Genomic DNA, 18,553 nt, shown 5'->3' on the forward strand with positions numbered 1-18,553 from the left:
GGACCGGCCCGGGGCCGTCCAACCCTCGGGACGACTGGCGAAAACCCGGCCCCCGACCGCTACGCTGGCCGGGTGCGATCCCGTCCAGGGCACGCATAGCCGACAGCCGTCGCATCCCAGGGAGCATCTCCATGGCCTCGCCGTCCCAGCAGACCGCCCAGCAGTCCCGAGCCGCCGCACTGCGCGAAGCACTCGCCACCCGGGTCGTGGTGGCCGACGGAGCGATGGGCACGATGCTCCAGGCCCAGGACCCCACCCTGGACGACTTCCAGGGGTACGAGGGGTGCAACGAGGTCCTCAACGTCACCCGCCCCGACATCGTCCGCTCGGTCCACGAGGAGTACTTCCAGGCCGGCGTCGACTGCGTGGAGACCAACACCTTCGGCGCCAACCTCGCCGCGCTGGGCGAGTACGGCATCGCCGAACGCATCCACGAGCTGGCCGAGGCCGGCGCCCGCCTCGCCCGCGAGGTGGCCGACTCGTACGCCACCGCCGAGCGACCCCGCTGGGTACTGGGCTCGGTCGGCCCCGGCACCAAGCTGCCCACCCTCGGCCACGCCCCCTACACCGCGCTGCGCGACGCCTACCGCACCGAGGTGGCCGGCCTGGTCGCGGGCGGCGCCGACGCCATCCTGGTGGAGACCACCCAGGACCTGCTCCAGACCAAGGCCGCGCTCATCGGCGCCCGCCAGGCGCTGCGCGAGAGCGGACTCGACCTCCCGCTGATCTGCTCGGTCACCGTGGAGACCACCGGCACCATGCTGCTCGGCTCGGAGATCGGCGCCGCCCTGACCGCGCTGGAACCGCTGGGCATCGACATGATCGGCCTCAACTGCGCCACCGGCCCCGCCGAGATGAGCGAGCACCTGCGCTACCTGGCCCGGCACGCCCGGATCGGGGTCTCCGCGATGCCCAACGCCGGGCTGCCGGTGCTCGGCAAGGACGGCGCCCACTACCCGCTCAGCCCGGCCGAACTCGCCGACGCCCAGGAGCTGTTCGTCGACGAGTACGGGCTCACCCTGGTCGGCGGCTGCTGCGGCACCACCCCCGAGCACCTGCGCCAGGTCGTCCAGCGGGTCCGCGGCCGTGAGGTGGCCCCGCGCGACCCGCGCCCCGAGCCCGGCGCCGCCTCCCTCTACCAGAGCGTGCCGTTCCGCCAGGACACCTCCTACCTGGCGATCGGCGAGCGCACCAACGCCAACGGCTCCAAGAAGTTCCGCACCGCGATGCTGGAGGGCCGCTGGGACGACTGCGTGGAGATGGCCCGCGAGCAGATCCGCGAGGGCGCCCACCTGCTCGACCTGTGCGTGGACTACGTCGGCCGGGACGGCGCCGCCGACATGCGGGAGATCGCCGGACGGCTGGCCACCGCCTCCACGCTGCCCATCGTGCTCGACTCCACCGAGCCCGCGGTGCTCCAGGCCGGCCTCGAACTCCTCGGCGGCCGGGCCGTGGTCAACTCGGTCAACTACGAGGACGGCGACGGCCCCGAGTCCCGGTTCGCGAGGATCACCTCGCTGGCGGTGGAGCACGGCGCGGCGCTGATGGCGCTCACCATCGACGAGGAGGGCCAGGCCCGTACCGTCGAGCGGAAGGTGGCGGTCGCCGAGCGCCTCATCGCCGACCTCACCGGCAACTGGGGCATCCGTGAGTGCGACATCATCATCGACTGCCTGACCTTCACCATCTGCACCGGCCAGGAGGAGTCCCGCAAGGACGGCGCCAACACCATCGAGGCCATCCGCGAACTGAAGCGGCGCCACCCCGAGGTGCAGACCACCCTGGGCCTGTCCAACATCTCCTTCGGCCTCAACCCCGCCGCCCGCATGGTGCTCAACTCCGTCTTCCTGCACGAGTGCGTGGCGGCCGGGCTGGACTCGGCGATCGTGCACGCCGCCAAGATCGTGCCGATCGCCCGGATCCCCGAGGAGCAGCGCGAGGTCGCCCTCGACCTGATCCACGACCGGCGGCGCGAGGGGTACGACCCGCTCCAGCGCTTCCTGGAGATCTTCGAGGGCGTGGACACCAAGTCGGTCAAGGCCGGCCGCGCCGAGGAACTGGCCGCGCTCCCGCTGGAGGAACGGCTGCGGCGCCGCATCATCGACGGCGAGCGCAACGGCCTGGAGGCCGACCTCGACGAGGCGCTGGCCGGACGCCCCGCGCTGGACATCGTCAACGACACCCTGCTGGAAGGCATGAAGGTCGTCGGCGAGCTGTTCGGATCCGGCCAGATGCAACTGCCGTTCGTGCTCCAGTCCGCCGAGGTGATGAAGACCGCGGTGGCCTACCTGGAGCCGCACATGGAGAAGACCGACGACGCCGGCAAGGGCACCATCGTGCTCGCCACCGTCCGCGGCGACGTGCACGACATCGGCAAGAACCTGGTCGACATCATCTTGTCCAACAACGGCTACACGGTGGTCAACCTCGGTATCAAGCAGCCGGTTTCGGCGATCCTGGAGGCCGCCGAGGAGCACCGGGCCGACGTGATCGGGATGTCCGGGCTGCTGGTGAAGTCCACCGTGATCATGAAGGAGAACCTGGAGGAGCTCAACCAGCGCGGCCTGGCCGCCCGCTTCCCGGTGATCCTCGGCGGCGCCGCGCTCACCCGCGCCTACGTCGAGCAGGACCTGCACGAGATCTACGAGGGCGAGGTGCGCTACGCGCGCGACGCCTTCGAGGGGCTGCGGCTGATGGACGCCCTGATCGCGGTCAAGCGCGGGGTACCCGGGGCCACCCTGCCGGAGCTGAAGCAGCGGCGGGTGGCCCGGCGCGAGGCGGAGGTCGAGGAGCAGGCCCCCACCCTGGGCCAGGTCCGCTCCGACGTGGCCACCGACAACCCGGTGCCCGTCCCGCCGTTCTGGGGCACCCGGGTGGTCAAGGGCGTCCAGCTCAAGGAGTACGCCTCCTGGCTGGACGAGGGGGCGCTCTTCAAGGGCCAGTGGGGGCTCAAGCAGTCCCGGGCCGGCGGACCGAGCTACGAGGAGCTGGTGGAGAGCGAGGGACGCCCGCGCCTGCGCGGCCTGCTGGACCGGCTCCAGACCGAGGGGCTGCTGGAGGCCGCCGTGGTCTACGGCTACTTCCCCTGCGTCTCCAAGGGCGACGACCTGATCGTGCTGGGCGAGGACGGCGCCGAACGCACCCGGTTCACCTTCCCGCGCCAGCGCCGGGGCCGCCGGCTGTGCCTGGCCGACTTCTTCCGCCCCCAGGAGAGCGGGGAGACCGACGTCGTCGGCTTCCAGGTGGTCACCGTCGGCTCCAAGGTCTCCGAGGCCGCCAACGAGCTGTTCGCCCGCGACAACTACCGCGACTACCTGGAGCTGCACGGGCTTTCGGTGCAGCTCGCCGAGGCGCTCGCGGAGTACTGGCACGCCCGGGTCCGGGCCGAGCTGGGGTTCGGCGGCGAGGACCCGGTGGACGTCGAGGACATGTTCGCCCTGAAGTACCGCGGTGCCCGGTTCTCGCTGGGCTACGGTGCCTGCCCCGACCTGGAGGACCGCGCCAAGATCGCCGCGCTGCTGGAGCCGGAGCGGATCGGCGTGCGCCTCTCGGAGGAGTTCCAGCTCCACCCGGAGCAGTCCACCGACGCCATCGTGATCCACCACCCGGAGGCCAAGTACTTCAACGCCAGGTAGCGCGCGCCGGCCGCCGTGCGACCGGCGACGGCGGCGACCGGGGAATCCGGCGCGCGCTTGATCGGCGCCCGACGTACACTGGACGGTCCGGTGGAGGCCGGTCGCCCGACACGTGCGGGACCGCGGGGAGACATCCCCTCGCGGCACCGTGTGCGGCGGGCGACCGGCCTCTTCGTCCCCCATGGAGGTGCTACCCGGATGACCAGCAGCGTTCCCGCCGTCCACGCCTCGCACGCCGAGGGCTCCGACCTACAGGCGGTGCTGCTCGACATGGACGGCACCCTGGTGGACACCGAGGACCTGTGGTGGGAGGCGGAGTCCGAGGTCTTCGCCGAACTCGGCCACGTGCTCGACGAACGCGAACGCGGGATCGTCATAGGCGGTCCGATGACCCGCAGCGTGGCCCATCTGATCGAGGCCACCGGGGTGGAGCTGACCGTCGAGCAACTGGCCCCGCGGATCAACGCGCGCTTCGTCGAACTCATCGGTCGCGGCGTGCCGTTGATGCCCGGCGCCCACCGGCTGCTCGCCGAACTCGCCGCCCACCAGGTGCCCACCGCGCTGGTCTCCGCCTCGCACCGGCACATCATCGACACCGTGCTGCGCTCGCTGGGCCCCGAGCACTTCGCGCTCACCGTGGCCGGCGACGAGGTGGCCCGGACCAAGCCCCACCCCGACCCCTATCTGCTGGCCGCCGCCCGGCTCGGCGCCGAACCGGCCCGCTGCGTGGTCGTGGAGGACACCCTCACCGGGGTCACCGCCGCGGAGGCGGCCGGCTGCCGGGTGATCGCGGTGCCCTCCCTGGTCCCGGTCGAACCGGCCCCCGGGCGCACCGTCGTCGCCTCGCTGGAACAGGTCGACCTGACTTTTCTGCGCTCTTTGATCACGGCCGTGCACTGATCGCTCACCCAGCGTGCGCCGGATGGCCCGGGACAAGGCCGGACGGCTTGGTCAAGAATTCGTCCGGAAACTGTAAGCGGTTGCGCGCTTATTTTCCGTGACGAATGCGCTGGCTGAATTCGGCCGCCGGTCCTGTTGACCGGAGGTGTGATTTTTGTCACGCTACCACCTGTCGACATGGCCTGCGGGTTCTGCTCCGGGGGTGGTCGCGGGGGTTTTCCGGGTGTCCTTGTGTCCCAGTTGGTCACCTGGGGAGTGAAACGCTCCGCTGTCCGGATATCGGAGTCACGGTTGCCGTTATCTGGGCGTGATTTTGCCTCAACTTCTCCGTGTTCTGGTGCAGTCGGGCGTTCCCACTAGGGTCCTTGCTGGTCAATGCCGAATCAACCGATCGGCGTTTGAGCAAGGGGATTCACAAGATGTCACGTACGAAGCGTGTCGTCGCCGCTGCCGCCGTCGCCTTCCTGGCCGTCGGCGTGTCCGCGTGCGGAGGCAAAACCGCGTCCGGCGGTAAGGCCGTTGTGGTCGGGACCACCGAGACGGTGTCGTCGCTCGACCCGGCGGGCGCCTACGACTACGGCTCCTGGGAGGTGATCGACAGCGTCTTCCAGAAGGTGATGCACTTCCCGACCGGCGGCACCACGCCGGAGCCGGACGCCGCCAAGTCCTGCTCGTTCACCGACCCGAAGACGTACTCCTGCACCCTGAAGTCGGGGCTGGTCTTCTCCAACGGCGACAAACTCACCGCGACGGACGTGAAGTTCTCGTTCGACCGCATGCTGAAGATCAACGCGCCCAACGGCCCGGCGAGCCTGCTGGGCAACCTGGACAGCACCGAGGCCAAGGGCGACGAACAGGTGGTCTTCCACCTGAAGAACGCCGACGCCACCTTCCCGCAGGTGCTCTCCACCGACGCCGGCGTCATCGTCGACCACAAGGTCTACCCGGCCGACAAGATGCTCTCCGGCACCACCATGGTCGGCTCCGGCCCGTACACGCTGGACAAGTACACCGCCAAGCAGTCGGCGTCGTTCAAGGCCAACGACAAGTACAACGGCCCGGCGAAGCTCGCCAACAAGGCGTTCATCATCCAGTACTTCTCCGACCCCTCGACGCTGAAGCAGGCGGTCCAGGCCGGCGACATCGACGCCGCCTTCCGCACCTTCTCGCCCACCGACGTCAAGTCGCTCCAGGGCGGCAAGGGCCTGAAGGTCGTTCAGGGCACCGGCACCGAGAAGCGCTACCTGGTCTTCGACTCCAAGGTGAAGCCGGCCGACCAGAAGGCCGTCCGCCAGGCCGTGGCCCAGGTCATCGACCGCGCGGGAATCGCCAAGGCCGCCTACAACGACACCGTCCAGCCGCTGTACTCCATGGTCGGCATCGGCGTCCAGGGCCACACCGAGGCGTTCAAGGACAAGTACGGCACGCCGGACAAGGACAAGGCCGCCAAGCTCCTCAAGGACGCCGGCATCAGCACCCCGGTGCAGCTTGAGTACTTCTGGACCCCGAGCCACTACGGCTCCGCCGCCTCCGACGAGGCCACCGAGATCAAGCGCCAGCTGGAGGCCAGCGGCCTGTTCAAGGTGAAGCTCAGCTCCACCGAGTGGACGCAGTACCAGAAGGACGAGAAGGCCAACAACTACGGCGCCTACATGATGGGCTGGTTCCCGGACTTCCCGGACGCCGACGACGACCTGGCCCCCTTCCTGAACGCCAACCCCTTCCTGGGCACCGGCTACAACAACGCGCAGGTGCAGTCGAACCTCCAGAAGGAGGAGGCGTCCACCGACGCGGGCACCCGCAACCAGGCGTTCAGCGACATCCAGAAGCAGATCGCCGAGGACGTGCCGATCATCCCGCTGTGGCAGGGCAAGCAGACCGCGGTCGTGCGCGACGGCGTGAACGGGGTCGACAAGGCCCTCGACCCGACGATGTTCCGCTTCTACGAGCTGAGCAAGTAAGCGGTACGTGACGGCCGGCCGGCCCTTCGCTGACACCCCCCGTGGCGGGAGGCCGGCCACCCGTCGCCCGGTGAAGAAAGACGTCCCCTCATGAGCAAGCAGTCCGGGTCGCTGCGCCGCTACATCCTCACCAGGATCGCGCTGGCGATACCCATGGTCCTGATCCTGCTGGTCCTGGTCTTCGTCATGATGCGGGTGGCGCCAGGCGACCCCATCGCGGCGTCCCAGGGCGGGAAGCTGTCGGCAGCGCAACTCGCCGCCAAGCGCCACGCAGCGGGCTTCGACCGGCCCCTGTACGAGCAGTTCTGGGAGTACCTGAAGTCGGTCGCCACCCTGAACTTCGGCACCACCTTCTCGGACAACCTGAGCGTCCGCCAGGTGATCATCCAGCGGGGAGGTGCCACCCTCTCGCTCAGCTTCGGCGCGCTGATCGTGGCCGGCGTCATCGGCATCCCGCTCGGCCTGGTGGCCGGCCGGTTCCGGGACCGCGGCATCGACGTGGCGAGCCGGCTCTTCGCGATCATCACCTACGCGGCCCCCGCCTTCGTCCTCGGCCTCCTCGCCCAACTGGCCTTCGGGCCCAACGGGTTGGGCCTGCTGCCGTCCTCCGGACAGTCGTCGGTGATGGTCGGCCTCGAAGTGCCCACCCAGACCCACATCCTGATCCTGGACGCCGCGCTGGCCGGCGACTGGAGCGCGGTCGGTGACATCGCCCAGCACCTGGTACTCCCCTCGGTCACCCTCGGCCTGATCATCGTCGGTGTCTTCATCCGGATGATCCGGGTCAACGTCATCCAGACCCTCCAGGGCGACTACGTCGAGGCCGCCCGGGCCCGGGGCATCAAGGAGACCGCCGTCGTCACCAAGCACGCCTTCCGCAACGCGCTGGTTCCCGTGGTGACCGTGCTCGGTCTCCAGGTGGCCATGTTGCTCGGCGGCTCGGTGCTGACCGAGGAGACCTTCAACTGGCAGGGCATCGGCCAGGCGTTGATCCAGTACATCAACGCCCGTGACTACGCCGCCGTCCAGGGCATCGTCACCGTCTTCGCCCTGGTGGTCGTCGTGATCTCCATGCTGATCGACTTCGTGAACGCGCTGATCGACCCGAGGGTGCGGTACTGAGATGACCCAGACAGCTCTTCTGCCGCCCGCCGAGACCGAGACCCCGACCGTTCCGGTCAAACCCGGCCGGCTGCGCGGCCTGCGCCGCACCTTCGCCCCCATCCGCCAGGCCCACGGCATACCCAAGGTCATGTTGTGGACCGGCCTGGTGATCTCGGCGCTCTTCGTGCTGGTGGCGATCTTCGCGCCGCTGCTGGCGCCGTACAACTTCGACCAGTACACCTCCGGCGGCAAGGCGTTCCCCAAGCAGGGCGCCCCGGACGGCAGCCATCTGTTCGGCACCACGGTGCAGAGCCTGGACGTGCTCTCCCGCACGATCTACGGCGCGCGCACCGCGCTGGAGGTGATGATCCTCGCGGTCGTCTTCTCGCTCATCGTCGGTGTGCTCCTCGGCCTGCTCGCCGGGTACTTCGGAGGCTGGCTCGACCGCATCCTGGTGCTGGTCATGGACGCCCTCTTCGCCTTCCCCTACCTGCTGCTGGCGATCGTGGCCGGGTTCGTCTTCTCCGGCATCGTCGGCGGCGGCGTGGTCACCGCGGCGCTGTCCATCACGGTGGTCTACATCCCGCAGTACTTCCGCGTGGTGCGTTCCTCGGCGCTCTCGGCGCGTGAGGCGCTCTACGTGGAGGCGGCCCGCGCGATGGGCGCCAAGCCGTCGGTGGTGATCCGCAAGTATCTGTTCGGCAACGTGGTGCAGTCGGTGCCCGTCATCACCACGATGAACGCCGCCGACGCCATCTCCACCCTGGCCGGTCTGGGCTTCCTGGGCCTGGGCATCCAGCCCACCGAGGCCGCCGAGTGGGGTTACGACCTCCAGCGCGCGGTGGACGACGTCAACGCCGGCATGTGGTGGACGGCGACCTTCCCCGGCATCGCCATCATCATCGCCATCCTCGGCTTCACGCTCGTCGGTGAGGGCCTCAACGACGTGCTCAACCCGACGATGCGGCGCCGCCGGATCACCCGCGTGCTGATCCCGGCCCGTACCTCCCCCCGCCGCGTGGTCACCGCCGCCGCCCCGGCCACCGCCCCCGCCGCCTCCCCGGCGGAGGTCAAGCCGGTAGAGGCGGAGCCGGTGCAGGCGGAGCCCGCCGAGGCCGAGCCGGTCAAGGCCGAGCCCGCCGAAGCCGAGCCCGCCGAGGCGGAGACCCCGGCACCCGAGGCCGTTCCCGAGCCGGAGCCTCAGCCGGAGCCCGAGCCGGAGCCCGAGCCCGCGTCGGAGCCTCAGCCGGAACCCGCGCCGAAGCCCGAGGCCGCACCGGAGCAGCCCGCCGCACCGGCGAAGAAGGCACCCGCCAAGAAGACCGCCGCGGCCAAGAAGACCACGGCGGCGAAGAAGACGGCGGCCAAGAAGACGGCGGCCAAGAAGACGGCGGCGAAGAAGGCCACCGCCAAGACCACCACCACCCGGACCGCGGCGGCGAAGAAGTCGGCGACCACCGCCAAGAAGACGGCCACCGCCAAGAAGTCCGCACCGGCCCGCCAGAACACCAACGGCAAGCCCGCCGGCCCGGCGGCCGACACCTCGAAGGAGGGCTGATGACCACCACCGAAAGCGCGGCGACGCAGGCGGCCCCCGCCGCCACCCCTCGTGAACCCGTGCTGAGCGTGCGCGACCTCCGAGTCTGGTACGGCACCGAACGCGGCCCCATCCAGGCCGTGGACGGCGTCTCCTTCGACGTACGCCCCGGGGAGACCCTCGGGCTGGTCGGCGAGTCCGGATGCGGCAAGTCCACCCTGGGCCGGGGCGTCCTCGGGCTCACCCCGCCCGGTGTCGCCCTCGACGGCGAGGTCGTGCTGCGCAGCGAACGCGCGGCCGGCCGCAACCTGGTGGGCCTGGCCCCCAAGGAGCTGCAGAAGCTGCGCGGCCCGGAGCTCGGGCTGATCTTCCAGGAGCCGATGACCCGGCTCAACCCGCTGATGAAGATCTCCGAGCACTTCGAGGAGACGCTGCGCACCCACGAGAAGAACCTGACCAAGCAGCAGATCCGGGAGCGCTCCCTGGAGGCGCTGCGCGGCATGGGCATCCCGCCCAGCCGCTACGAGAACTACCCGCACGAGTTCTCCGGCGGCATGCGCCAGCGCATCATGATCGCCCTCGCCCTCGTGCTGCGCCCGGCCTTCGTGGTGGCCGACGAGCCCACCACCGCGCTGGACGTGCTGGTCGAGGCGCAGATCATCAAGATCCTCGCCGACCTGCGGAAGAACTTCGACACCGCCCTGGTGCTGATCACCCACAACCTCGGCATCGTCGCCGAGGCGTGCGACCGGGTGGCCGTGATGTACGCCGGGCACATCGTCGAGCAGGGCGACGCCCGCGAGGTCTTCGCCAACCCGCAGCACCCGTACACCAAGGAGCTGCTGCGGTCGACCATCTCGCTCTCCACCACCGGGCTGCACTACATCCCGGGCAGCCCGCCGGACCTGGGCGACCCGCCCGTCGGCTGCCGGTTCCACCAGCGCTGCCCGGTGGCGATGCGCGGCTGTGCGGAGAACGAGCCGCCCGAGGCCGTGCTGGCCTCAGGGGTGCGCAGCGCCTGCTGGCACCAGGCCATCGAGGTGGAGCCCTCGCTGGCCGACGAGTTGGGTAAGGACGGGCGGGAGCCGCTCGCCGCGGTGAAGGAGATCAGCGTTGCCGACGAAGCCTGACAACCGGACGGAGCCGGAAGCCGCGGCCGGCGCCGACGCCGCCGGGTCCGCGGCGCAGGACCCCGGCGCGCTGATGCAGATCGAGGACCTCCAGGTCCACTTCGGGCTGCGCGGCGGCTTCCTGTCGAAGCTGACCGGCCGCGGCACCGGCGCGGTCAAGGCGGTGGACGGGATCAACCTGACGCTGCGCAAGGGCGAGGTGCTCGGCCTGGTCGGCGAGTCCGGCTCCGGCAAGACCACCCTGGGCCGCGCCCTGCTCGGCCTCAACTCGCCCACCGGCGGCACCATCCGCTACCGCGGCGAGGACATCGCCCAGTACGGCGAGCGCCAACTGCGCCCGCTGCGTCGCAAGTTGCAGATGGTCTTCCAGGACCCGCACGCCTCGCTCAACCCGGGCATGGACATCCGCACCGCGGTCGGCCACCCGCTGCGCATCCACAACCTGGTGAGCGACGACACCGAGTGCGAGGCCAAGGTCGTCCAGGCGCTGGAACGGGTCGGGCTCACCCCGCCCGAGCGCTTCCTGTCCAAGTTCCCCTCGGACCTGTCCGGCGGCCAGAAGCAGCGGGCCGTGCTCGCCCGCGCGATCATCGCCGAGCCGGAGCTGCTCGTCGCCGACGAGCCGATCTCCATGCTCGACATGAGCGTGCGCGCCAAGATCCTCCAGCTGATGCTGGACCTGAAGCGCGATCTGGACCTGACGTACGTCTACGTCACCCACGACCTGGCGAGCGCCAAGTTCTTCTGCGACAACATCGCCATCATGTACCTGGGCCGGATCGTCGAGTACGGCCCGACCGAGCAGGTCTTCGCCGACCCCAAGCACCCGTACACCAAGGCGCTGCTGGCGGCGATCCCGGAGCCGGACCCGACCCTGGCCACCGACCGGGAGCTGCCGCGCGGTGAGATCCCGGACGCCGCCCGGCCGCCGCTGGGCTGCTCGTTCCACCCGCGCTGCCCGGTGGCGCTGCCCGGCTGCGGCTGGGAGGCGCGCGACCTGCGGGCGCTGCTGGAACGCCGGTGGCTGACCATGCCGGTGGAGGAGTACACCAAGGAGAAGGCGCTCTTCGCCGACCTCGACCAGCTCTCCGCGCCGGGGCTGACCAAGGTCGTGGTGACCCCCGGTAGAGGCACCACGGCGGCGAAGGTGCTGGAATACCTCCGGAACCTCCGCGAGGAGGACTCCGCGACCGAGCCCCGGGAGCCGTTCTGGGGCGGGGTCGTCACCATGCAGGAAGAGGCGGGCGGCGTGGCCGTGCAGTTCGAGGAGTCGGAAGACCCCAGGCTGCGTGTGCTGCCCGTCGGCGAGGTACGGGTGGCCTGCCACCTGTACCCCGCGGGCGACAACTGACGAGCACCGCCCGGGACCGGGCGGTGCGCCCACGGCGAAGCGGGTGGCGCAGGCGTAGCGCCACCCGCGGCTTACGAACAACCAACGCGCCGGAAAAACAGGGAGACCGACGAGGATGAATCGCAAGCTACTGGTGCCGGCCGCCATGGTGGGCCTGATCGCGCCCGCCCTCGCAGGATGCGGCGGATCGAACGGCGGCAGTGGGGGAAACGGCGACGCCATCGTCGTGGGCACGACCGACAACTTCACGGCCACCAAGGACGCGGAGGCACCGCTGGACCCGGCGGCGGCCTACGACATCGGCGCCTGGAACATTCTTCGCAACACCTTCCAGACCCTGCTCAACTACCCGCGGACCGGTACCGACCCGGTGCCGGACGCCGCCGAGAAGTGCAGCTTCACCGACCAGCTGGGGGAGACCTACCGCTGCTCGCTCCGCCCCGGGCTCCAGTTCTCCAACGGCGACCAGCTCACCTCGGCGGACGTGAAGTTCTCCGTCGAGCGCTCGCTGGCCATCAAGGACCGCAACGGGCCGTCGTCCCTGCTGGAGAACATCGACAAGGTGGAGACGCCCACCGCCAACACCGTCGTCTTCCACCTGAAGTCCCCGGACGCCACCTTCCCGTTCAAGCTGGCGACGCCGGCCGCGGCCATCGTGGACAGCAAGGTCTACCCGGCCGACAAGATCTACGCGGGCTACAAGGTCGTCGGCTCCGGCCCTTACGCGCTCAATTCCTTCGCCCCGGACGACAAGGCGGAATTCGTCCGCAACCAGAAGTACAAGGGTTTCGCCAAGGTCAACAACGACAAGATCGAACTGCGTTTCTTCAAGGACAGCGACGCGATGGAGAAGGCGCTGCGCGGCGGCTCCATCGACCTGATGAACCGCACCATGACCTCGGAGCAGATAGCCAAGTTCATGGACAGCACCTCGCAGTCGCTCAACCTGGTGCAGGCGGCCGGCTCGGAAATCCGTTACCTGGTCTTCAACGTCAACGACCCGTCGGTGAAGTCGCTGGCGGTGCGCAAGGCCGTCGCCCAGGTCGTGGACCGCCAGGCGCTGGTGCGGGACGTCTACGCCCGTACCGCCGAGCCGCTGTACTCCATGGTGCCGCAGGGCATCACGGGGCACACCAACTCGTTCTTCAACATCTACGGCGACCCCAGCGTCTCGGCGGCCCGCGCCACGTTGCAGAAGGCCGGCATCAGCACCCCGGTGCCGCTGTCGATGACCTACACCACCGACCACTACGGCGCCGCCACCGCCAAGGAGTTCGCCGAGCTGAAGCGGCAGCTGGAGGAAACCGGCCTGTTCCAGGTCTCCATCCAGGGCGTGCCGTGGTCGAGCTTCCGCCCCGCCATGCAGCAGGGCAAGTACCAGGTGTACGGCATGGGTTGGTTCCCCGACTACCCGGACCCGGACACCTACATCGGCCCGTTCTTCGGCAAGGACAACTTCCTGGGCAGCGTCTACCACAACGACGCCATCGAGAAGCAGCTGCTGCCGCGCACCCGCCAGGACGCCACCCGCAGCTTCACGGTGAACAACTTCTCGCAGATGCAGGACGACATCGCCCGGGACATCCCGTTCCTGCCGCTGTGGCAGGGCAAGCAGTACCTGGTCGCCAAGTCCCAGATCACCGGCACCGAGTGGGCCCTCAACTCGGCCTCCGAGCTGTCCTACTGGGAGCTGGGCCGCGGCGTGAAGAACTGACGCCCGGCACGCGCGCGACGGCGGGCGGACCCCGTGAGGGATCCGCCCGCCGTCCTCGACCTCGTCGTCCTCAGCCGGCGCCCGGCCGCACCAGCCCGCTCTCGTAGGCGTACACCGCCGCCTGCACCCGGTCGCGCAGCCCCAGCTTGGTCAGCACATGGCCGACATGGGTCTTCACGGTGGTCTCGCTGACGAACAGCTCGGCCGCGATCTCGGCGTTGGACAGCCCGCGGGCGACCAGCTTGAGCACCTCCACCTCGCGCTCGGTCAAGGTGCCCAGCGCCTGCGGCACCGGGTCCTCGCCGGACGGCAGGTGGTCGGCGTACTTGTCCAGCAGCCGCCGGGTGACGCTGGGCGCCAGCATCGCCTCGCCGGCCGCCACCACCCGGATCGCCTGGACCAGCTCGGCCGCCGGAGCGTCCTTGAGCAGAAAGCCGCTGGCCCCCGCGCGCAGCGCCTCCACCACGTACTCGTCCAGGTCGAAAGTGGTCAGCACCAGCACCTTGGCCGGGCCGTCCCGGCCGGGGCCGGTGATCTGCCGGGTGGCCTCCACCCCGTCCATCCGGGGCATCCGGATGTCCATCAGCACCACGTCCGGCTGCATCGCGCGGACCTGCTCCAGTGCCTGGAGGCCGTCCCCGGCCTCACCCACCACGGCCAGGTCCGGCTCGGCCTCCAGGATCATCCGGAAACCGGTGCGCAGCAGCGGCTGGTCGTCCACCAGCAGCACGCGGATAGCCACGGAAACTCCTTACCCCTCGGCTGCGGCCCATTCTTCCCTAAGGCTGCCGTGGCCCCGGCAGCGGCTCGGCGGCGGGGCCCCGCGGCGGGTACGGCGGGGGAGTGCCGCCGAACGACGGGCACACCGCCCGGTGGTCGCACCAGTCGCACAGCCTGCCCGGCCTCGGCCGCCAGTCGCCGGTCTCGGTGGCCCGGCGGATCGCGAACCACAGCGCGTGCAGCTTGCGCTCCACCCCGCGCAGGTCGTCCTCGGTCGGGTCGTAGCTGAGCAGATCACCGCTGCCGAGGTAGACGAGCTGGAGCCGGCGCGGCACCACCCCGCGCAGCCGCCACAGCACCAGCGCGTAGAACTTCATCTGGAAGAGCGCCTCGCCCGCGTACTCGGGGCGGGGCGCCTTGCCGGTCTTGTAGTCCACCACCCGCAGCTCGCCGGTGGGCGCCACGTCGAGCCGGTCGACGTAGCCGCGCAGCACCAGGCCGGACTCCAGTCGCGTCTCCACGTACAGCTCGCGCTCGGCGGGCTCCAGGCGGGCCGGGTCCTCCAGCGCGAACCAGCGCTCCACCAGTTGCTCGGCGCTTTCCAGCCAGCGCGGCAGCGCCTCGGCGTCCGCCTCGTCGTCGAACAGCTCCGCCAGCTCCGGGCGCTCGGCCAGCAGCCGGTCCCACTCCACGGCCACCATCGAGCGGGCCAGCGAGGGGGTGCGCCGGTCGGCCGGGGTGTCGAAGAGGCGCTCCAGCACCGCGTGGACGACCGTGCCACGGGTGGCCGCGGCGCTCGGCTTCTCCGGCAGCTTGTCGATCACCCGGAACCGGTACAGCAGCGGACACCGCATGAAGTCGGCCGCCCGCGACGGCGACAGCGACGCGGGAGGCGGTGGCGCGATCGGCTCGGTCACTGCGGTCTCGGTGTCCATGGTCCACGACCCTACGGCCTGCCACCGACAACGTGCTCCGGGCGACCTCGTTACCATCGACGGCAGGCGCCACCGCACGGCATGATCTTCACCGGCGGTCCGTCGCACGACGGTCCGCCGCACGAGGGCGGCAGGCCGAGTCGCCGGCCGCGGGCCGGCACCGTGAGGAGAACTTGCGTGAGCAACAGCGGGCAGCCGCAGTCCGGTCCCGGGTCAGCGAGCCCCGGGCCCCCGACCGGCGACCGGCGAGGCGGCAGGCGCCCGCGCGGCACCGGCGGCGGCATCCTGATGGGCCGCCCCTTCGGCGTGCCGGTGTACGTCGCCCCCAGCTGGTTCCTGGTGGCCGCCCTGATCACCTGGGTCTTCGGCGGCCAGCTCGACCGCGTGCTGCCCGAGCTGGGCGCCGCCCGCTACCTGGTGTCGCTCTTCTTCGCGGTCGCCTTCTACGGCTCGGTGCTGGTGCACGAACTCGCCCACACCGTCGCCGCGCTGCGCTTCCGGCTGCCGGTGCGCCGCATCCAGCTCCAGTTCTTCGGCGGCGTCTCGGAGATCGAGAAGGAGTCGGACACCCCGGGCCGGGAGTTCGTCCTCGCCTTCGTCGGCCCGCTGCTCTCGCTGGTCCTGTCCGGCCTGTTCTACCTGGGCATGCGGTACGTGGAGCCGGGCACCGTCCCCGGCGTGCTGCTGGCCGGGCTGATGGTCAGCAACCTCATCGTGGCCGCCTTCAACCTGCTGCCCGGACTGCCGCTGGACGGCGGCCGGATGCTGCGCGCGGTGGTGTGGAAGATCAGCGGCAAGCCCATGACCGGCACCGTCGCCGCCGCCTGGACCGGCCGCGCGCTCGCGGTCGCCGTACTGATCGGACTGCCCCTGCTCTCCTACGCGGGCGGCGCCGGGGAGACCGTGGGCGACGCCGGATCGATCACCGACGCGCTGCTCGCCGCCATCCTGGCCGCCATCATCTGGACCGGCGCCGGCAACAGCCTGCGCATGGCGAGGCTGCGCGAACGCCTCCCGGAGCTGCGGGCCCGTACCCTGACCCGCCGGGCCGTCCCGGTGGCCGGGCAGACCCCGCTGTCGGAGGCGCTGCGCCGGGCCAACGACGCCGGGGCCCGCGCCCTGGTCGTGGTGGACGCCTCCGGCGAGGCCACCGGTGTGGTGCGGGAGGCCGCCATCGTCGCGGTCCCCGAACACCGGCGGCCGTGGGTGACGGTGAGCGCGGTCACCCAGGAGCTGCGCCCCGGCATGCGGGTCTCGGCCGAACTGGTCGGCGAGGACCTGCTGGAGACCCTGCGGGCCACCCCGGCCACCGAATACCTGGTGGTCGAGGCCACCGGCGAGATCTACGGGGTGCTCGCCACCGCCGACGTGGAACGCGCCTTCGTGGCCGCCATGGCGCCCGCGGCCCGGGTCTGACCCGACCCCGCCACCGCCCGGGGACGGAAGGACCCCCGGCCTCGGATACCCTGGTCACATGTCCGAACCGACCGGTGCCGCCCGCCGTCGCGGGCCCTTCCAGGTCGGGGACCAGGTCCAGCTCACCGACCCCAAGGGACGCCACCACACCTTCACGCTCGAAGCCGGGAAGAGTTTCCACACCCACAAGGGTTCCTTCCCGCACGACGAGCTGATCGGCGCCCCCGAGGGCACTGTTGTGCGTACCACGGGGAACATCGCCTATCTCGCGCTGCGCCCCCTGCTCCCCGACTACGTCCTGTCCATGCCCCGCGGCGCCGCCGTGGTCTACCCCAAGGACGCCGGCCAGATCCTGGCGATGGCCGACATCTTCCCCGGCGCCCGCGTCGTCGAGGCGGGGGTGGGCTCCGGTTCGCTCAGCTGTTTCCTGCTGCGGGCCGTCGGCGACCAGGGCATGCTGCACAGCTACGAGCGCCGGCCCGACTTCGCGGAGATCGCCGCCGAGAACGTGCGCCGCTACTTCGGCGGTGAACACCCGGCCTGGCGGCTGACCGTCGGCGACCTCCAGGACAACCTGTCCGACACCGACGTCGACCGGGTCATCCTCGACATGCTCGCCCCCTGGGAGTGCCTGGAGGCGGTCTCCAAGGCGCTGGTGCCCGGCGGCATGCTCTGCGCGTACGTCGCCACCACCACCCAGCTCGCCCGCACCGTCGAGGCCATCCGCGAACACGGCACCTTCAACGAGCCGAGCGCCTGGGAGACCATGGTGCGCACCTGGCACGTCGAGGGGCTGGCGGTCCGCCCGGACCACCGGATGATCGGCCACACCGGCTTCCTGCTCACCGCCCGCCGGCTCGCCGACGGCGTGGAGCCCCCGCTGCGCCGCCGCCGTCCCGCCAAGGGCGCCTACGGCGAGGACTACGCCGGCTGGGGTGCCAAGGACGCCTCCGCCACCACGCCGCCCACGGCCTGACGGCCCCCGCTGCCCCGCGCGCCGCCGCCACCGTCCCGTACCGGGACCGGTGCCGGCGGCGCGCCGCGTCTTCCGGCGCGCAGCGGTGGTACTGCGCGGCGTGTGACGTGTGGCACGATGGGCCATCACCTCGGTTGTGATCAAGCCCCTCGGATCAAGCCCCAGGAGACAGGCGCGTGCAGCCTTCGGCAGGCTCTGACCTTCCCCACACGCGAACCCGCCCGGCCCACTGGATCGTCACCGGCGCCGCCCTGGCCGCCGTGGTCGCCGCCGGCGCGCTGGTGACACCCGCGGACGCCACCGCCCCGCCCCCCGGCGCCCCGGCCGCCGCCACGCGCGGCGCCCCCGACGCCCGGGCCGCCCACTACCCGCTGCGGTGCGCCGGAGCGCCCGTGGACGTCCTCGAGCACGCCACCGCCGACCTCGACGGGGACGGCCGCCCGGAGACCGTCGCCGAGGTGCGCTGCCACACCGCCTTCGGCACGCCCCCCAGCGGCCTGTACGTGCTCTCCCCGGGCACCTCGCCCGGCGCGCCGCCCAGGGTCACCGCCACCCTCGTCGACCCGGCCCGCAAGCTCAGCGTCAAGGGCCTGAAGGCCGAGGGACGAATCGTTTCCGCGACGCTGCTCGGCTACTCCTCCGACGCGGTGCCGCGCTGCTGCCCGGACCTGGCCCGCGACTACACCTGGCGCTGGCACGACGGCCGCTTCACCGCCGCGGGCGCACCCCGGGCGGGCAGCGTGTGACCCACCGCGAGCGCCCCCGCGCACAACGGGCACGGGGCGCTCGCGGTCACCGGGCGCAATGTCAGGCCGCGTCGGGCCCGTACACCTCGACCTTGTCCGAAACGCGCCGGACGTGGATGCACTCGCCGGGGCACTCCTTGGCCGAGTCGACCACGTCGTGCAACAGCGGAAGCGGAACGGGAGCGGTCGCACCCGGTTCGGTGCGCAGTTCGCCCTCCTCACCAGGCTCGGCCGGGGCCTTGACGTACGCCAGCCCGTCGATGTCGAGCTCGAAGACCTCCGGCGCGTACTGCGCGCAGATCCCGTCTCCCGTGCACAGGTCCTGGTCGATCCAGACCTCCAGCTCCTCGCCGGTCGCGTCGCTCACGGGTACCTCGCCTGCCGTTCGTCCATCGCGCGGTGCCGTCCAGGGGCCCGGTTGCCCGGGA

Annotated in this window: 14 protein-coding genes; 11 read left to right on the forward strand and 3 right to left on the reverse strand. The window is 70.9% G+C overall.

What is annotated here, in order from left to right; all coding sequences use genetic code 11:
- The first annotated feature begins 131 nt into the window (after positions 1 to 131).
- The 8 genes from metH (at position 132) to SCATT_RS24405 (ending at position 13,332) form a co-directional block, all read left to right on the forward strand.
- Positions 132 to 3,635: a methionine synthase gene (gene metH / locus SCATT_RS24370; protein ID WP_014145858.1), complete on the forward strand. Its 3,504-nt coding sequence runs from the start codon at positions 132 to 134 to the stop codon at positions 3,633 to 3,635.
- Positions 3,636 to 3,833: 198 nt separating this feature from the next.
- Complete coding sequence (locus SCATT_RS24375; RefSeq protein ID WP_014145859.1) at positions 3,834 to 4,535, forward strand: HAD family hydrolase; 702 nt, start codon at positions 3,834 to 3,836, stop codon at positions 4,533 to 4,535.
- Between the two features lie 419 nt (positions 4,536 to 4,954).
- Positions 4,955 to 6,496 carry an ABC transporter substrate-binding protein gene (locus SCATT_RS24380; RefSeq protein ID WP_014145860.1) on the forward strand — a complete coding sequence of 514 codons (1,542 nt, stop codon included), beginning with the start codon at positions 4,955 to 4,957 and terminating at the stop codon, positions 6,494 to 6,496.
- A gap of 90 nt (positions 6,497 to 6,586) precedes the next feature.
- Positions 6,587 to 7,618 carry an ABC transporter permease gene (locus SCATT_RS24385; protein ID WP_014145861.1) on the forward strand — a complete coding sequence of 344 codons (1,032 nt, stop codon included), beginning with the start codon at positions 6,587 to 6,589 and terminating at the stop codon, positions 7,616 to 7,618.
- A gap of 1 nt (position 7,619) precedes the next feature.
- Entirely contained in the window at positions 7,620 to 9,158 is a 1,539-nt protein-coding gene (locus SCATT_RS40420; RefSeq protein ID WP_014145862.1) for an ABC transporter permease, read from the forward strand.
- Positions 9,158 to 10,267, forward strand: a complete 1,110-nt coding sequence (locus SCATT_RS24395; RefSeq protein ID WP_014145863.1) for an ABC transporter ATP-binding protein — start codon at positions 9,158 to 9,160, stop codon at positions 10,265 to 10,267. The genes SCATT_RS40420 and SCATT_RS24395 overlap by 1 nt, the downstream gene beginning before the upstream one ends.
- Positions 10,251 to 11,618: an ABC transporter ATP-binding protein gene (locus SCATT_RS24400; protein WP_014145864.1), complete on the forward strand. Its 1,368-nt coding sequence runs from the start codon at positions 10,251 to 10,253 to the stop codon at positions 11,616 to 11,618. The genes SCATT_RS24395 and SCATT_RS24400 overlap by 17 nt, the downstream gene beginning before the upstream one ends.
- A 115-nt stretch (positions 11,619 to 11,733) precedes the next feature.
- Complete coding sequence (locus SCATT_RS24405; RefSeq protein ID WP_014145865.1) at positions 11,734 to 13,332, forward strand: ABC transporter substrate-binding protein; 1,599 nt, start codon at positions 11,734 to 11,736, stop codon at positions 13,330 to 13,332.
- Between the two features lie 70 nt (positions 13,333 to 13,402).
- Here SCATT_RS24405 and SCATT_RS24410 read toward each other — a convergent pair whose 3' ends face one another.
- Together SCATT_RS24410 and SCATT_RS24415 are read right to left on the reverse strand one after the other, a co-directional pair.
- Complete coding sequence (locus tag SCATT_RS24410; RefSeq protein WP_014145866.1) at positions 13,403 to 14,074, reverse strand: response regulator; 672 nt, start codon at positions 14,072 to 14,074, stop codon at positions 13,403 to 13,405.
- Between the two features lie 37 nt (positions 14,075 to 14,111).
- Positions 14,112 to 14,987 carry a RecB family exonuclease gene (locus SCATT_RS24415; protein ID WP_014145867.1) on the reverse strand — a complete coding sequence of 292 codons (876 nt, stop codon included), beginning with the start codon at positions 14,985 to 14,987 and terminating at the stop codon, positions 14,112 to 14,114.
- 177 nt (positions 14,988 to 15,164) lie between these two features.
- Here SCATT_RS24415 and SCATT_RS24420 point away from each other — a divergent pair, with 177 nt between their 5' ends.
- The 3 genes from SCATT_RS24420 to SCATT_RS24430 all read left to right on the forward strand — a co-directional run bounded on the left by SCATT_RS24420 (position 15,165) and on the right by SCATT_RS24430 (position 18,125).
- A complete protein-coding gene (locus tag SCATT_RS24420) occupies positions 15,165 to 16,403 on the forward strand; it encodes a site-2 protease family protein (protein ID WP_014145869.1) in 1,239 nt (412 codons plus the stop codon).
- 58 nt (positions 16,404 to 16,461) lie between these two features.
- A complete protein-coding gene (locus SCATT_RS24425; protein WP_014145870.1) occupies positions 16,462 to 17,379 on the forward strand; it encodes a tRNA (adenine-N1)-methyltransferase in 918 nt (305 codons plus the stop codon).
- A gap of 176 nt (positions 17,380 to 17,555) precedes the next feature.
- On the forward strand, positions 17,556 to 18,125 hold the full coding sequence (locus SCATT_RS24430; protein WP_014145871.1) for a hypothetical protein: 570 nt from the start codon (positions 17,556 to 17,558) through the stop codon (positions 18,123 to 18,125).
- Between the two features lie 61 nt (positions 18,126 to 18,186).
- On the opposite strand, the gene SCATT_RS24435 is transcribed toward SCATT_RS24430, so the two are convergent.
- A complete protein-coding gene (locus SCATT_RS24435) occupies positions 18,187 to 18,492 on the reverse strand; it encodes a ferredoxin (protein WP_014145872.1) in 306 nt (101 codons plus the stop codon).
- Between the last annotated feature and the right edge of the window lie 61 nt (positions 18,493 to 18,553).

This window comes from Streptantibioticus cattleyicolor NRRL 8057 = DSM 46488 (genome assembly GCF_000240165.1).
In the GTDB taxonomy this organism is placed as follows: Bacteria; Actinomycetota; Actinomycetes; order Streptomycetales; family Streptomycetaceae; genus Streptantibioticus; species Streptantibioticus cattleyicolor.

Coding starts and splice junctions, on each gene's coding strand:
- SCATT_RS24395 (WP_014145863.1), top strand. CDS start 9,158: ATGACCACCACCGAAAGCGCGGCGACGCAGGCGGCCCCCGCCGCCACC.
- SCATT_RS40420 (WP_014145862.1), top strand. CDS start 7,620: ATGACCCAGACAGCTCTTCTGCCGCCCGCCGAGACCGAGACCCCGACC.
- SCATT_RS24380 (WP_014145860.1), top strand. CDS start 4,955: ATGTCACGTACGAAGCGTGTCGTCGCCGCTGCCGCCGTCGCCTTCCTG.
- metH (WP_014145858.1), top strand. CDS start 132: ATGGCCTCGCCGTCCCAGCAGACCGCCCAGCAGTCCCGAGCCGCCGCA.
- SCATT_RS24425 (WP_014145870.1), top strand. CDS start 16,462: ATGTCCGAACCGACCGGTGCCGCCCGCCGTCGCGGGCCCTTCCAGGTC.
- SCATT_RS24415 (WP_014145867.1), bottom strand. CDS start 14,987: ATGGACACCGAGACCGCAGTGACCGAGCCGATCGCGCCACCGCCTCCC.
- SCATT_RS24375 (WP_014145859.1), top strand. CDS start 3,834: ATGACCAGCAGCGTTCCCGCCGTCCACGCCTCGCACGCCGAGGGCTCC.
- SCATT_RS24385 (WP_014145861.1), top strand. CDS start 6,587: ATGAGCAAGCAGTCCGGGTCGCTGCGCCGCTACATCCTCACCAGGATC.
- SCATT_RS24405 (WP_014145865.1), top strand. CDS start 11,734: ATGAATCGCAAGCTACTGGTGCCGGCCGCCATGGTGGGCCTGATCGCG.